The organism is Citrobacter sp. Marseille-Q5395 (assembly GCF_947057495.1).
Taxonomy (GTDB): Bacteria; Pseudomonadota; Gammaproteobacteria; order Enterobacterales; family Enterobacteriaceae; genus Citrobacter; species Citrobacter murliniae.
In genome coordinates, this window is the sequence record NZ_CAMSEL010000017.1 from 38,225 (window position 1) to 53,927 (window position 15,703).

Genomic DNA, 15,703 nt, shown 5'->3' on the forward strand with positions numbered 1-15,703 from the left:
GGTATCCAGTGATTAAAGCTCTTGTTGGAATGGTACTGGTGCTGTCAGCCACGTTTGCTCATGCCGATCGTATACGTGATCTGACCAGCGTTCAGGGTGTACGTGAAAACTCACTGATTGGCTATGGGCTGGTGGTGGGGCTGGACGGTACGGGTGACCAGACAACTCAGACGCCATTCACCACGCAAACGCTCAATAACATGCTCTCCCAATTGGGGATCACCGTTCCGACCGGAACTAACATGCAATTGAAAAACGTGGCGGCGGTGATGGTTACGGCATCATTCCCGGCATTTGGACGTCAGGGACAAACCATTGATGTAGTGGTCTCTTCAATGGGTAACGCCAAAAGCCTGCGCGGTGGCACGCTGCTGATGACCCCTTTGAAAGGAGTCGATAGTCAGGTCTATGCGCTGGCGCAGGGGAATATTCTGGTTGGTGGCGCGGGGGCTTCAGCAGGAGGCAGTAGCGTACAGGTTAACCAGCTTAATGGTGGGCGTATTACCAACGGGGCCATCATTGAACGTGAATTGCCCAGCCAGTTTGGTGGCGGCAACACCATCAATCTGCAGCTCAATAATGAAGATTTCACTATGGCGCAACAGATTACCGACACCATCAACCGCTCTCGTGGTTTTGGTAGCGCCACCGCGCTGGATGCGCGGACGATTCAGGTGCGTGTGCCCAGCGGTAATAGTTCACAGGTACGCTTCCTGGCCGACATTCAGAATATTGAGGTAAACGTTACGCCGCAGGATGCGAAAGTGATTATTAACTCGCGTACGGGGTCCGTGGTGATGAACCGCGAAGTCACGCTGGACAGCTGTGCTGTTGCGCAGGGTAATCTGTCGATTACAGTTAATCGACAGGCTAACGTCAGCCAGCCAGATACGCCGTTTGGCGGTGGCCAAACCGTGGTGACGCCGCAAACCCAGATCGATCTGCGCCAGAGCAGTGGTTCGTTGCAAAGTGTGCGTTCCAGCGCCAATCTGAACAACGTTGTACGCGCGCTTAATGCCCTTGGCGCAACGCCAATGGATCTGATGTCCATTCTGCAGTCAATGCAGAGCGCAGGTTGCCTGCGTGCCAAACTGGAAATCATCTGATGATTGGCGATAGCAAACTGCTCACCAGTGCTGCCTGGGATGCACAGTCGCTGAACGAACTGAAAGCGAAAGCGGGCCAGGATCCGGCGGCGAATATCCGTCCGGTTGCTCGCCAGGTGGAAGGGATGTTCGTGCAGATGATGCTGAAAAGTATGCGTGAGGCGCTGCCGAAAGACGGTGTGTTTAGCAGCGACTCCACGCGTTTGTACACCAGCATGTATGACCAGCAAATTGCCCAGCAGATGACTGCAGGTAAAGGACTGGGGCTGGCGGAAATGATGGTTAAGCAAATGACAGAGGGTCAGGCGCAGCCTGCTGATGATGCGCCGCAGGTGCCAATGAAGTTCTCACTGGAAACGGTGACCAGCTATCAAAATCAGGCACTGACCCAACTGGTCCGTAAAGCGATCCCCAGAACGACAGAAAGCAACGATGAGCCGCTGTCGGGCGACAGCAAAGACTTCATGGCCCAGCTTTCGCTGCCGGCAAAACTGGCAAGTCAGCAGAGCGGTGTACCCCATCATCTGATTCTGGCGCAGGCCGCGCTGGAATCCGGATGGGGACAGCGACAAATTCGTCGTGAGAACGGTGAGCCAAGCTTTAACATTTTTGGTGTGAAGGCCTCGGGAAGCTGGAAAGGACCGACAACCGAAATCACCACTACCGAATATGAAAACGGTGAGGCGAAAAAGGTGAAAGCCAGATTCCGCGTCTATAGCTCTTATCTTGAGGCGTTGTCGGATTATGTCGGGTTAATCTCGCGTAATCCGCGCTACGCGGCGGTGACCGTTGCCGCAACCGCAGAGCAGGGGGCACAGGCGCTGCAGAACGCAGGTTACGCCACCGACCCTAATTATGCGCGTAAATTAACCAGTATGATCCAGCAGCTGAAATCAATGAGCGAGAAAGTGAGTAAAACCTACAGTACGAATCTCGACAATCTCTTTTAAATAGCTCAAGTCTACAAAACCGCTGCCGATAATAACGAGTATTGAAGGATTACAAGGAACCTCCATGTCCAGCTTGATCAATAACGCCATGAGTGGACTCAGCGCAGCGCAGGCCGCGTTGAACACGACCAGTAATAACATCAACAGCTATAACGTCGCCGGTTACACTCGGCAAACGACAATTATGGCGCAATTGAACAGCACGCTGGGGGCGGGGGGCTGGGTTGGCAATGGTGTTTATGTTTCTGGCGTGCAGCGCGAGTATGATTCATTCATCACTAATCAGTTACGTGCAGCGCAGAATCAGAGTAGCGGTCTGACGACACGTTATGAACAAATGTCGAAAATTGACAATCTGCTTTCCAGTAAAACCAGCTCAATTTCGACTTCAATGCAGGGTTTTTTCACCAGCCTGCAAACACTGGTCAGTAACGCAGAAGATCCGGCGGCACGCCAGGCGCTGATTGGCAAAGCCGATGGTTTAGTCAATCAGTTTAAAACGACTGACCAGTACCTGCGCGATCAGGATAAACAGGTAAATATCGCTATCAACGCCAGCGTTGACCAGATCAATAACTATTCGAAGCAAATCGCCAGTCTCAACGATCAAATCTCCCGTTTGACCGGCGTTGGCGCAGGTGCATCACCTAACGACCTGCTTGATCAGCGTGATCAGCTCGTGAGCGAGTTGAACAAGATTGTGGGTGTGGAAGTCAGCGTTCAGGACGGTGGCACTTACAACGTGAACATGGCGAATGGTTATTCGCTGGTGCAGGGTAGCAATGCCCGTCAGCTCGCGGCGGTACCTTCCAGCGCCGATCCTTCCCGTACCACTGTGGCGTATGTTGACAGCGTTGCCGGAAATATTGAAATTCCAGAGAAACTATTGAATACCGGTTCGCTGGGTGGACTGTTGACGTTTCGCTCTGAGGAGCTGGACCAGACGCGTAATACCCTGGGCCAACTGGCACTCGCCTTTGCAGATGCGTTTAATACGCAGCACAAAGAGGGATTTGATGCCAACGGTGATGCGGGCAAAGATTTCTTTGCCATCGGCAGCCCGTCTACATTCAGTAATGCCAAAAATACCGGTACAGGCTCGTTAACGGCAAAAATTACTGACAGCTCCGCTGTTCAGGCTACTGATTATAAAATCGTTTTTGATGGTACAGACTGGCAGGTCACCCGTCTGGCAGACAATACCAGCTTTAAAGCTACTGTTACCGGCGGGAAAATGTCCTTTGACGGGATGGAGATAACGGTAGGTGCTGGCGCGAAAGCGAATGATAGCTTTACTCTGAAACCTGTGAGCAATGCCATCGTTGATATGAAAGTTATGGTGACCGATGAGTCGAAAATCGCCATGGCCGAAGTCTCCAAAAATGACCTGGATCCAGATAAGGACAAGGGAAAAAGCGATAACCGCAACGGTCAGAAACTGTTGGATTTGCAAACTAAATCCACCGTTGGGAATAAAACCTTTAACGACGCGTACGCTACGCTGGTGAGCGATGTTGGCAACAAAACTGCCACGCTTAAAACCAGCAGCACCACACAGAACAATGTGGTTACGCAGCTCTCTAATCAGCAGCAGTCTATTTCCGGGGTTAACCTCGACGAAGAGTACGGTAACTTGCAGCGCTTTCAGCAGTATTATCTGGCTAACGCCCAGGTCCTGCAAACTGCGAACTCACTCTTTGATGCACTTCTGAATATTCGCTAAGGGAGAGGGATTCAATGCGTATCAGTACCCAGATGATGTACCAGCAGAACATGCGTGGCATCACTAACTCTCAGGCCGAATGGATGAAGTTCGGCGAGCAGATGTCGACAGGCAAACGCGTAATTAATCCGTCTGACGATCCAATTGCTGCGTCACAGGCTATCGTGTTGTCTCAGGCACAAGCGCAGAACAGCCAGTATACGCTGGCGCGTACTTTCGCGACGCAGAAAGTATCGCTGGAAGAGAACGTGCTGGGGCAGGTAACGACGGCAATTCAGACTGCGCAGGAAAAAATTGTCCATGCAGGTAACGGCACGCTAAGCGATGATGATCGCGCATCGCTGGCAACCGATTTGCAGGGGATTCGCGATCAGCTAATGAACCTGGCGAACAGCACAGATGGCAATGGCCGTTACATTTTCGGCGGATATAAAACAGAGTCCGCACCATTTACTCAGGCTGATGGTACATATACAGGCGGAACCCAAAATGTGACTCAGCAGGTGGATGCGGCCCGTACCATGGTAATTGGCCATACAGGCGATAAAATTTTTGCCAATGTGACCAGCAATGCCGTACCGGAGCCGGCGGGTAGCACTCAGGAAAAGAACCTGTTCAAAATGCTGGATACCGCTATTGATGCCCTCAAAACACCTATCGCAGGCGATGATGTAGCCAAAGCAAAGGCTGCTGAAGCGATTGATAAAACCAACCGTGGCCTGAAAAACTCGCTCAATAACGTCCTGTCCGTTCGCGCAGAATTAGGTACCCAACTCAGTGAACTGAGTTCACTGGATTCGCTGGGAGCAGATCGTGCATTAGGGCAAACCCAGCAGATGAGTAACCTGGTAGATGTTGACTGGAATGCGGCAATCTCTTCCTATGTAATGCAGCAGGCGGCATTACAGGCTTCTTACAAAGCGTTTACTGATATGCAGGGCATGTCGCTATTCCAGATAAATCGGTAACAACCATTTTTGAAACATATCATGAAACTGGATATGTTTGTCTGCCCGCTCCATTCACACCCCGGTGCGGGCATTTTTTTAGGCTGTTTCCGTCCGACTAACCGGCGCTTTACCAGTCATTCTTATCACCAGCGCAATAGCGCTACTGAGGGTCGCTAGCCCCACCACGCCTTGCCAGTTCGCCAGCGCGTAGACTTGACTTCCGAGAACTGAGCCCAGCGCCATACCGATAAACACTATAGTAAACAGCAGAGCATTCAGGCGACCCCGGGCCTGTGGTTCCAGGCTATAAACCAGATTCTGATGGGCCACCAGACTTGACTGTAATCCGAGATCAAAGCCTACCGCAGAAAAGGCAATCAGCAACCACTGACCTGGCACAGGTAAGACAGGTAAAAAGAACATAAGCGCAAAAGATAACATAACTAACAAAGCACCAAGTTGAGTGACTTTTTCGGCGCTGACTTTATCTGCGAGGTGACCGGCCACTGGTGCTGCAAGCGCACCAGCGGCGCCAGCGACGCCAAAAGCCCCTGCTACTGCACTGCCCATTTGGTAATGTTCGGATAACATGACCGCCAGTGTCGACCAGAAAGTGCTGAAGGCTATCGACAGGAAACCTTGTGCCAGCGCAGCACGGCGCAGTGCGGGGTAACGTTGCCAGAGCTGTGCCATTGAAAGCATTAATGATGGATAGTTCAGTGTGGAATGCACCGTAAAGCGGGGCAGCATTCTCCACATGATTGCGGTAATTACTGCAATACTGACGGCTGAGAGTTGATACATTTCTCTCCAGCCAAATGCCTCGCCCACCAGGCCACTGACGGTACGCGAAAGCAGAATACCCAACAGAAGACCGGTCATAACGGTACCCACTGTTTTGCCCTGTTTTCCTTCAGACGCAAGGATAGCCGCAGCGGGAACAATATCCTGGGCCATTGTGGCCGCCATCCCCATCAGCAGACTGATCGGTAGCAGCGAATGAAGCTGTCCGGCAAAGCTGCATGCCAAAAGAAGTACGGCCAGAGAGACACTTTTCAGCAGGATTAATGTCCGCCGGTCATAGCGATCGCCCAGTGGTAATAAAAATAGAATGCCGAGTGCATATCCCGCCTGGGTCAGCGTCGGAATCAGTCCCATCCCGGTGATACTCAAGGCCAGATCCTGGCCCATCAATGGCAATAGAGGCTGGGCATAGTAGATAGCAGCAACGCTGAACCCAGCGCCCAATGCCATAACAAAAATGATCCAACGGGAGAGTGCGGTATGTGTGTTCACGAATGATTCCTCAATCACAAGATGTACGGCTATTTTTATCTTTCAGTGGGTGGTTCGGTAGCGAGTGTGGTGGTAAAACAGTTATACGTTTGGCGTATGGTGACTGCGGGAATGATTAAAACAGAACGTATAGACAGGGTTGAGCTGATGCGGACATTTGTACGTATCGTTGAAGCGGGATCGCTATCTTCGGCGGCAAAACAGATGGGTACAACCCAGGCGACTATAAGCCGGAGGCTGCAGTCTCTTGAAACATTGCTGGGCGTTAAACTGATTTTACGCACCACTCATGCGATGAAATTAACTGATGACGGTGAGCGAGGATATCATCACGCCAGGCATATTATTGATGCATGGCTGGCGCTGGAAGATGGTCTCAATGTTAAGGAAGACGACCCGGTAGGTACGCTTCGGGTACGGGCACCACATGCGTTCGGCCAGCAGCAGCTCCTTGAGCCGCTATTACAGTTTCTTTCACGCTACCCGCAGCTCTCGGTGGAGTGGATGCTCAATGACAAAACGGTTGATTTTCTCAGCGATAATATAGATTGCGCCATCAGAGTCGGGGCCGAGGTCGATCCGGCAACGGTCTCGGTATTACTGGCTGAAGTTCCCCGTAGCATGGTGATCAGTCCGAAACTGCTGATGCAGTATCACGAGATTACGCATCCTGAGCAGTTATCATCGCTGCCCTGGATCGCGCTAAGCACATTTTATCAACGTAGCGTGTCGTTGCTTCACCAACAGAACAATGAACCCTTTACGGTAAATATTTCTCCGAGGTTAAGCACGGACAGTATTTATGTTGCAAGAAATGCAGCCCTTGCAGGGCTGGGAGTGGCGATTGTTTCAAGTTGGATGGTAGAAGAGGATATTGTTCATGGGCGCCTGGTAGAGCTGTTACCAGACTGGCATGCAGCGTCACTGCCGGTTCATTTGGTATACCCCTGGGCGCGCTATTATCCTACCCGATTGCGTAAATTTTTGGCGCTGATGAAGGATGTAATGCCACGACTGGCGGGAATGAAGCGCGTAGACGAGATATAAAAAAGCCGACCCGAAGGTCGGCTTTTGTGACGATTATGTCTTACTCAACAGGCTGTGGGCGCGTTGCTGGCGCTGTGGCCTGATGTGTGGCGCTATGCCCGCCTGCTGCACCTTTACCATCAAAGGCGAAAGCAGGGCGCTGCCAGTCGCTTTGACGCGGCGCTTCCGGCACATATTCCGGCGCAGGTGCGCGGGTCATTGGTGCGGTTGCATGGCTGTGGGCCGCCAGGATTTCCACAGTAGCAGGAGCGCTTGCTGTAGCGGTTTCTTCAGCCACCACGACGGGGGCAATAACGTCAACGTCATCTTTTGGTGCTTGAGCAACCGGTGTTTCATCAACAGTCTCTTCAACCACTTCTGGCTGGGAGACCGCGACTTCAACAGGCTCTTCGACAACTGGCGTTTCAGCCACTTCAGCGACTTCTGTAACAGGTTCGGCTTCTGAAGCAATTTTTTCAGCAACAGGTTCGTCGGATTCAGCGATGATCTGCGGTTGTTCCTCGACCGGCGCAGCAATAACTTCAGGATGCGTAGTTTCAACAACGGTAGCCTGAGGTTCAGCAACAATGGCTTCAGTCACAACCGGTGCTTCCGCTACTGCTTCAACCACAGGTTCAGCTACGGTTTCAACGACAGCAGCAATGGCTTGCTGTTCAGCGACAACCGGTTGGACAGGTGTAACTTCCTGCTCGCGCTGCTCTTCAACATGCATATCCTGAGGACGCGCGACAGGGTAGCTGATCCACACTTTACCGGACGCTAATTCCGGAGAAGCACATGCAACAGTTAACGGCATCGGTGACTGAACCGGATAACGCTCGTCACGATAACGACGGCGACGTTGTCCGCTTACACGCAGATGGCGAGGAGAACGGCGGGAACGACGCGGCATACCGTTGGAATCGCGTGCTTCGCTGTTGTCTTCCTGCTCCGGTGCAACGACAGCTGGCAAATCAACTTTCGCCAGTTCGGTACGTTGGGCTGGTACAACTGGCGCAACCTGCTGAACAACTGGGGCTTCAGCAGCTATCGCTGCGGCAACCACTTCAGCTTCGACCGGCGCACTATCAGTGAAACGGACTTTCTGGTTTAACTGACGCTGTTTACGGCGGGTCTGAGGCTGGCGTACACGCTCTTCCTGTTCCGTATCCTGTGCCGGTTGTTCAGCCAGATTCAGTTCTTTAACTTCCTGCTGAGCCTGACGTTTATCGTCGTTACGACGGCGATTGCGTTCACGGCGCGGAGCCTGCTGCTCATCACCTGATTTTGCTTTGTCAGCGGTATCGTTAGACTGCTGGCGGTTATCACGTGTTTCAGCATTTTGCTGCTGCGCCTGGCGACGGTTACGGCGATTTTCATCACGGTTCTCGCTGCTTTCAGAGCGCTCATTGCGGTTATCACGATCGCCACGGTTATCGCGATTATCACGGCGATCGTTACGGTCGCGACGATTGTTTTGACGTGGTTTGCGACGATCCTGCTGGCGTTCGGATTTCTCTTCAGCTTTCGGAGCTGGTTGCTCAACAGGTTTCACTTCGTCATTGCCACCGAAGATAGACTTCAGCGCGCCGAGGAAACGGCTAAACAAACCAGGCTGTGCAGATTCAGTTGCGGTTGCCGTGGCTTTTGGTGCGGTAGCCGCTTTAACGGCTGGCTCCTGCAGAGCAGGCGCAGGCGGAACATCTGGCATTGCGAAGGTCGCAAGTGCCGGTTGTTCAGGCTGTTTACGCTCGACATATTCTTCTTCTGTCGGCAATGCCATCGCTTCTTCGTGCAGTTTCGGCAGCAGGTAACTCAGGGTTGGAGTCTCTTCCCCTTTACGCACGCGCAGTACGGAATAGTGCGGGGTTTCCATCTGATCGTTTGGCACGATCACACAGCGCACGCCGTTCTGGCGGGTTTCAATGGCATTGACCGCAGTGCGTTTTTCGTTGAGCAGGTAAGACGCAATTGGCACAGGAACAATTGCGTGAACTTCCTGAGTATTCTCTTTCAGCGCTTCTTCTTCAATCAGACGCAAAATAGAGAGTGACAGCGATTCGTTATCACGCACGGTGCCAGTGCCGCTACAGCGCGGGCATACGTGATGACTGGATTCACCCAGTGACGGACTCAGACGCTGGCGAGACATCTCCAGCAGGCCGAAACGGGAAATATGGCTGATCTGAATACGAGCTCTATCCTGACGTACGGCTTCACGCAGACGGTTTTCTACCGCACGCTGGTGACGAACCGGAGTCATATCGATGAAGTCGATGACGATCAGACCGCCCAGGTCGCGCAGACGTAACTGACGAGCAATCTCATCGGCGGCTTCGAGGTTGGTGTTAAATGCGGTCTCTTCGATATCGCCACCGCGTGTTGCGCGTGCGGAGTTGATGTCGATGGCGGTCAGTGCTTCGGTGCTATCAATAACGATAGAACCACCGGAAGGCAGGCGGACTTCACGCTGGAATGCAGATTCAATCTGAGACTCGATTTGATAATGGCTGAACAGCGGAATTTCACCGGTGTAGAGCTTAATCTTGCTGCTGAAATCCGGACGACCTAACGCAGCGATATGCTGACGTGCCATCTCCATCACTTTCGGGTTATCGATGAGAATTTCACCAATATCCTGACGTAAATAGTCGCGGAATGCGCGAACAATTACGTTGCTTTCCTGGTGGATCAGGAACGGAGCAGGGCGGCTTTCAGCGGCTTTTTGAATCGCTTCCCAGTGTTTCAGGCGGAAACTCAGGTCCCACTGCAGCGCTTCGGCGGATTTGCCGACGCCTGCGGTACGCACGATAAGCCCCATACCATCAGGTAGTTCCAGGCTTGCCAGCGCTTCTTTTAATTCGGTACGGTCATCGCCTTCAATGCGACGAGAGATACCACCCGCGCGTGGGTTATTCGGCATCAGAACCAGATAGCTGCCAGCCAGACTGATAAAAGTGGTCAGCGCAGCACCTTTATTGCCGCGTTCTTCTTTATCAATCTGAACAATTACTTCCTGGCCTTCGCGCAACACATCTTTAATGTTTGGACGACCATGGGAGTTGTAGTTTGCGGGAAAGTATTCGCGGGCAATTTCTTTTAACGGGAGGAAACCGTGACGTTCAGCGCCGTAATCAACAAAAGCAGCTTCCAGGCTCGGTTCAATACGGGTAATTTTGCCTTTATAGATGTTTGCTTTTTTCTGCTCGTGTCCAGGACTTTCGATATCCAGATCGTACAGACGCTGCCCATCTACAAGGGCGACACGCAACTCTTCCTGCTGAGTTGCGTTAATTAACATTCTTTTCATCGTAACTTACTCATTATTCTTACATTGACGACTAAGCTGCGGGCAGAGTAATGCCTTTCCGGGTGTGAACCGATGGCCTCGTGTCTATTCGCGTCGCCAACCTCACGGTTATCGTCAGCTCAAAGAGGCGCAGAGTGTCGGTTGCCTGTATTTCATACGGAAACACAGCGCAATTATCAGGGGAACAGTCTGGGAAAACTCTCCAGAGAAGCTTCCTTTTACCGGTAAGGACTGCAACCCGCAGCCCGCTAACTGCCTGAAAGATCAATACGTCTTACGCCATTGCTGCGTTGATGATCGGTCGGGCAAAATTGGGTCATTCCGGAAAAGTTCTTGTTTTAACAAGATTCAACACGGAGACGACCACATTATTCCACTGCTAACCTTGTTATAGCAAGATGACTTTTGCCATTTATCACCCGGTTACTCACAGTTTTTACACTTCCGCAGAGTGATTGGTTTAATAACCATCAAATTGGAACTGTCAAACTTAAGTAATAGGGTATAGCAGTTAATATAAGCATAGAAAAATGTGTGGCGCGAATCTTGATGGCTATTTAAAATCGGCCCCCATGAAAACAGAGACTCCAGCCGTAAAAATAGTTGCCATTACTGCCGATGAAGCAGGGCAACGCATCGACAACTTTTTACGCACCCAGCTCAAAGGTGTGCCGAAAAGTATGATTTATCGCATTTTGCGTAAAGGCGAAGTGCGGGTGAACAAAAAACGCATCAAACCCGAATATAAGCTCGAAGACGGGGATATTGTGCGTATACCACCTGTGCGCGTGGCTGAGCGTGAAGAAGAAGCTATTTCACCGCATCTGCAAAAAGTTGCGGCGCTTACTGATGTCATTTTATATGAAGATGACCATATTCTGGTGCTCAACAAGCCCTCAGGCACTGCTGTGCATGGCGGCAGTGGGTTAAGTTTTGGCGTGATTGAAGGCTTACGTGCGCTACGTCCCGAAGCGCGTTTCCTCGAGCTGGTGCATCGCCTCGACCGTGATACCTCAGGCGTGCTGTTAGTTGCCAAAAAGCGTTCAGCGTTGCGTTCGCTGCATGAGCAACTGCGGGAAAAAGGGATGCAAAAAGACTACCTGGCGCTGGTAAGAGGTCAGTGGCAGTCGCATGTCAAAGCCGTGCAGGCACCGTTGTTAAAGAATATTTTACAAAGCGGTGAGCGTATTGTGCGAGTTAATCAGGAAGGCAAGCCATCGGAAACGCGCTTTAAAGTAGAGGAGCGCTATGCATTTGCTACTCTTGTACGCTGTAGCCCTGTGACCGGGCGTACGCACCAGATTCGTGTACATACACAGCATGCAGGGCATCCGATTGCGTTTGACGATCGCTATGGCGACCGTGAGTTCGATAAACAATTGGCTGGTACGGGGTTGTCCCGACTCTTTCTGCACGCTGCAGCATTGAAATTTACCCATCCAGGCACTGGTGAAGTTATGAGAATTGAAGCGCCGATGGATAAACAGCTGAAACGCTGCCTTGAGGTGTTACGTAATAAAGCCTGATAGAGCTTTGCTTATCAGGCCTGTGGGGAGTGTTTCGTTGTGGGCCTGATAAGACGCTTTAGCGTCATCCGGCCCGTCAACTAGGCCTTCAGTGGGTTCATTTCTTCCCGGCGCAACATCTGGCACAGCGCTATCAGAGGCAGACCAATCAGCGTGTTAGGGTCGCGACCTTCCAGACGCTCGAAGAGAGCAATACCTAGCCCTTCACTTTTAAAACTTCCGGCACAATGTAGCGGACGCTCTTTGCGCACATAATCTTCTATTTCTGTTTCGCTTAAATGACGAAAGTGGACATCAAACGGTTCGACTTCGGTTTGTAAATGTCCGTTCGCGGAATTATAAAGTGCCAGCCCGGTATAAAAAGTGACAATATTGCCACTGGCTTTAGCTAATTGTTGTCTCGCTTTTTCTTCTGTTAACGGCTTTCCGGTTATTTCTCCATCAAGCACACAAATCTGATCTGAACCAATAATCAGGTGCGAAGAAAAACGGTGGGCAAGGGATTGCGCTTTCTCCTGTGCCAGACGTAATACCAGATGTCGAGGTGTTTCGCCGGGTAACGGTGTTTCATCAACCTCAGGTGCTGCACATTCGAATGGGATAGCCAGTTTTTCGAGCAATGCGCGACGCCAGGGAGAGGTAGACGCAAGAATCAGTTGAGGCATATTTTTTCCCCCGCATATAGCGTAATGATGAGAGCCATTTTAAACTATGGACTTCGTCCTTCAAGCTGGCTGCGATGGCTTGTCTTGATCGATTTTAAGTCGATGACCCGCAATGTGTGCGAATTATTGGCAAAAGGCAACCTCAGGCTGCCTTTTTCTTTGACTATATGACGTTACAAAGTTAATATGCGCGCCCTATGCAAAAGGTAAAATTACCCCTGACTCTTGATCCGGTTCGTACGGCTCAAAAACGCCTCGATTATGAAGGTATCTATACTTCTGATCTGGTTGAGCGCGTCGCCGATTCTGTAGTCAGTGTGGACAGTGATGTGGAATGCTCCATGTCGTTCGCGATCGACAACCAACGCCTTGCGGTTATAACCGGCGATGCAAAGGTATCGGTTACGCTCGAATGTCAGCGTTGCGGGAAACCGTTCCCACTTCATGTTCACACAACATATTGTTTTAGTCCTGTCCGTTCAGACGAGCAGGCTGAAGCACTCCCGGAAGCGTATGAGCCGATTGAGGTTAACGAATTCGGTGAAATCGATCTGCTTGCAATGGTTGAAGATGAGATTATCCTCTCCTTGCCGGTAGTTCCGGTGCATGATTCTGAACACTGTGAAGTGTCCGAGGCGGACATGGTCTTTGGCGAATTGCCTGATGAAGCGCAAAAACCAAACCCATTTGCCGTATTAGCCAGCTTAAAGCGTAAGTAATTGAGGAGTAAGGTCCATGGCCGTACAACAGAATAAACCAACCCGTTCCAAACGTGGCATGCGTCGTTCTCATGACGCTCTGACCGCAGTCACCAGCCTGTCTGTAGACAAAACTTCTGGTGAACAACACCTGCGTCACCACATCACTGCCGACGGTTTCTACCGTGGCCGTAAGGTAATCGCTAAGTAATCACGCTATTGCTCGACGGACTTCGCACTTCTGTGAGAAAGATGAAGAGTACAAGCGTGATGAAGCTTAGTGAGGCTTTCCCCGGGTAACTGGGGAAACACCTAACCGGGCAGCGACGATACCTTGACACGTCTAACCCTGGCGTTAGATGTCATGGGGGGAGATTTTGGCCCTACCGTGACAGTGCCTGCAGCACTGCAGGCACTGAATTCTAATTCGCAACTCACACTTCTTTTAGTCGGGGATCCCGATACAATCACGCCATTACTTGCCAAAGCTGACTTCGAACAACGTTCACGTCTGCAGATGATTCCTGCTCAGTCAGTTATTGCCAGTGATGCCCGGCCCTCGCAGGCTATCCGCGCCAGTCGTGGAAGCTCAATGCGTGTTGCCCTGGAGCTCGTGAAAGAAGGTCGAGCACAAGCCTGTGTGAGCGCCGGTAATACGGGCGCACTTATGGGACTTGCGAAGTTATTACTCAAACCCCTTGAGGGGATTGAGCGTCCTGCGCTGGTGACGGTATTACCTCATCAGCAAAAGGGCAAAACGGTGGTACTGGATTTAGGTGCCAACGTGGATTGCGACAGTAATATGTTGGTGCAATTTGCCGTCATGGGTTCCGTGTTGGCAGAAGAGGTGGTTGGGATTGCCAATCCTCGGGTCGCATTGCTCAACATTGGCGAAGAAGAAACCAAGGGTCTCGATAGCATTCGGGATGCTTCTGCTGTGCTAAAAACAATCCCTTCTATCAACTATATCGGCTATCTTGAAGCCAATGAGTTGCTGACCGGCAAAACTGATGTGCTGGTTTGTGACGGCTTTACAGGTAATGTCACATTAAAGACGATGGAAGGTGTTGTAAGAATGTTCCTTTCACTGCTGAAGTCTCAGGGTGAGGGTAAAAAACGGTCGTGGTGGCTGCTGTTATTAAAACGTTGGTTACAAAAAAGCCTGACGAGGCGATTCAGTCACCTCAACCCCGACCAGTATAATGGCGCCTGTCTGTTAGGATTACGCGGCACGGTGATTAAAAGTCATGGTGCGGCCAATCAGCGAGCATTTGAAGTCGCGATAGAACAGGCAGTGCAGGCGGTGCAGCGACAAGTTCCTCAGCGAATTGCCGCTCGCCTGGAATCGGTATACCCAGCTGGATTCGAACTGCTGGACGGTGACGAAAGCACAAATTCGCGGGTGCACAGATAACAGTGTGGTCGTGAATGAAGTCAACGTACCAGTGATTTGCTCGTGGCGGTATATAACCAAAAAGTGACTGAGCGTACATGTATACGAAGATTATTGGTACCGGCAGCTATCTGCCTGAACAAGTGCGTACTAACGCCGATTTGGAAAAAATGGTCGAGACATCTGATGAGTGGATCGTCACTCGTACAGGTATCCGTGAACGCCATATTGCAGGGCCAAACGAAACAGTTGCGACGATGGGCTTTGCCGCCGCAAACCGCGCTATTGAAATGGCCGGCATCGATAAAGAACAAATTGGTTTGATCGTGGTAGCTACCACGTCATCAACGCACGCATTTCCAAGTGCAGCGTGCCAGATTCAAAGTATGCTGGGAATTAAAGGCTGCCCGGCGTTTGATGTCGCTGCGGCATGCGCTGGCTTTACCTACGCGCTGAGCGTTGCCGATCAATATGTTAAGTCAGGCGCGGTGAAACACGCTCTGGTAGTCGGTTCTGATGTGCTGGCGCGTACTTGCGATCCAACCGATCGTGGGACGATCATCATTTTTGGTGATGGTGCGGGCGCAGTGGTACTGAGCGCCTCAGAAGAGCCAGGCATCCTCTCTACACATCTGCATGCTGATGGGCGTTACGGAGAACTGCTGACGCTGCCTAATGCCGATCGTGTGAACCCGGAAAACTCGATTCATCTGACGATGGCGGGTAACGAAGTATTTAAAGTCGCAGTTACCGAGCTTGCTCACATCGTTGATGAAACGCTGGAAGCAAATAATCTTGACCGTTCTGCGCTGGACTGGTTGGTACCACATCAGGCAAACCTCCGCATTATCAGCGCAACAGCGAAAAAGCTGGGTATGTCGATGGATAATGTCGTGGTAACGCTGGACAGACATGGCAATACGTCCGCTGCTTCCGTACCGTGCGCACTGGACGAAGCTGTCCGTGACGGGCGCATTAAAGCAGGGCAACTGATATTGCTTGAGGCCTTTGGTGGTGGATTCACCTGGGGCTCCGCGCTGGTTCGTTTCTAGTATAAGGA

At 51.4% G+C, this 15,703-nt stretch carries 13 protein-coding genes; 10 read left to right on the forward strand and 3 right to left on the reverse strand.

The features are described from left to right. Nucleotides 1–29 precede the first annotated feature (29 nt). The 4 genes from OH663_RS18400 to flgL all read left to right on the forward strand — a co-directional run bounded on the left by OH663_RS18400 (nt 30) and on the right by flgL (nt 4,747). The gene (locus OH663_RS18400) at nt 30–1,106 is read left to right on the forward strand and encodes a flagellar basal body P-ring protein FlgI (RefSeq protein ID WP_233617170.1); all 1,077 of its coding nucleotides are present in this window, start codon (nt 30–32) and stop codon (nt 1,104–1,106) included. Then, nucleotides 1,106–2,056 carry a flagellar assembly peptidoglycan hydrolase FlgJ gene (gene flgJ / locus OH663_RS18405; RefSeq protein ID WP_263525788.1) on the forward strand — a complete coding sequence of 317 codons (951 nt, stop codon included), beginning with the start codon at nt 1,106–1,108 and terminating at the stop codon, nt 2,054–2,056. The genes OH663_RS18400 and flgJ overlap by 1 nt, the downstream gene beginning before the upstream one ends. A 64-nt stretch (nt 2,057–2,120) precedes the next feature. Further along, nucleotides 2,121–3,779 carry a flagellar hook-associated protein FlgK gene (flgK, locus tag OH663_RS18410; protein ID WP_048221657.1) on the forward strand — a complete coding sequence of 553 codons (1,659 nt, stop codon included), beginning with the start codon at nt 2,121–2,123 and terminating at the stop codon, nt 3,777–3,779. 14 nt (nt 3,780–3,793) lie between these two features. Continuing rightward, the gene (flgL, locus tag OH663_RS18415; protein ID WP_200011892.1) at nt 3,794–4,747 is read left to right on the forward strand and encodes a flagellar hook-associated protein FlgL; all 954 of its coding nucleotides are present in this window, start codon (nt 3,794–3,796) and stop codon (nt 4,745–4,747) included. 78 nt (nt 4,748–4,825) lie between these two features. Here flgL and OH663_RS18420 read toward each other — a convergent pair whose 3' ends face one another. Then, nucleotides 4,826–6,025 carry an MFS transporter gene (locus OH663_RS18420; protein WP_200011887.1) on the reverse strand — a complete coding sequence of 400 codons (1,200 nt, stop codon included), beginning with the start codon at nt 6,023–6,025 and terminating at the stop codon, nt 4,826–4,828. Nucleotides 6,026–6,046: 21 nt separating this feature from the next. Between OH663_RS18420 and OH663_RS18425 the strand changes: the two genes are divergently transcribed. Beyond that, a complete protein-coding gene (locus tag OH663_RS18425) occupies nt 6,047–7,072 on the forward strand; it encodes a LysR family transcriptional regulator (RefSeq protein WP_200011885.1) in 1,026 nt (341 codons plus the stop codon). A gap of 40 nt (nt 7,073–7,112) precedes the next feature. Here the strand turns inward: OH663_RS18425 and rne are convergent, their stop codons facing one another. Beyond that, a complete protein-coding gene (rne, locus tag OH663_RS18430; RefSeq protein ID WP_200011882.1) occupies nt 7,113–10,361 on the reverse strand; it encodes a ribonuclease E in 3,249 nt (1,082 codons plus the stop codon). Nucleotides 10,362–10,933: 572 nt separating this feature from the next. Between rne and rluC the strand changes: the two genes are divergently transcribed. Further along, on the forward strand, nt 10,934–11,887 hold the full coding sequence (gene rluC / locus OH663_RS18435; protein WP_167493963.1) for a 23S rRNA pseudouridine(955/2504/2580) synthase RluC: 954 nt from the start codon (nt 10,934–10,936) through the stop codon (nt 11,885–11,887). Nucleotides 11,888–11,967: 80 nt separating this feature from the next. Here rluC and OH663_RS18440 read toward each other — a convergent pair whose 3' ends face one another. Beyond that, entirely contained in the window at nt 11,968–12,552 is a 585-nt protein-coding gene (locus OH663_RS18440; protein ID WP_200011879.1) for a Maf family protein, read from the reverse strand. Between the two features lie 197 nt (nt 12,553–12,749). On the opposite strand from OH663_RS18440, the gene yceD reads away from it, so the two are divergent. The 4 genes from yceD (at nt 12,750) to fabH (ending at nt 15,695) form a co-directional block, all read left to right on the forward strand. After that, nucleotides 12,750–13,271 (forward strand): 23S rRNA accumulation protein YceD, encoded by a 522-nt coding sequence (yceD, locus tag OH663_RS18445; RefSeq protein WP_003036239.1) that lies wholly within the window; start codon nt 12,750–12,752, stop codon nt 13,269–13,271. Nucleotides 13,272–13,287: 16 nt separating this feature from the next. Beyond that, nucleotides 13,288–13,461, forward strand: a complete 174-nt coding sequence (rpmF, locus tag OH663_RS18450) for a 50S ribosomal protein L32 (protein ID WP_003036242.1) — start codon at nt 13,288–13,290, stop codon at nt 13,459–13,461. A gap of 123 nt (nt 13,462–13,584) precedes the next feature. Continuing rightward, nucleotides 13,585–14,664 carry a phosphate acyltransferase PlsX gene (plsX, locus tag OH663_RS18455; RefSeq protein WP_071828916.1) on the forward strand — a complete coding sequence of 360 codons (1,080 nt, stop codon included), beginning with the start codon at nt 13,585–13,587 and terminating at the stop codon, nt 14,662–14,664. A 77-nt stretch (nt 14,665–14,741) separates the two neighbouring features. Then, entirely contained in the window at nt 14,742–15,695 is a 954-nt protein-coding gene (fabH, locus tag OH663_RS18460; protein WP_045441710.1) for a beta-ketoacyl-ACP synthase III, read from the forward strand. The last annotated feature ends 8 nt before the right edge of the window (nt 15,696–15,703 follow it).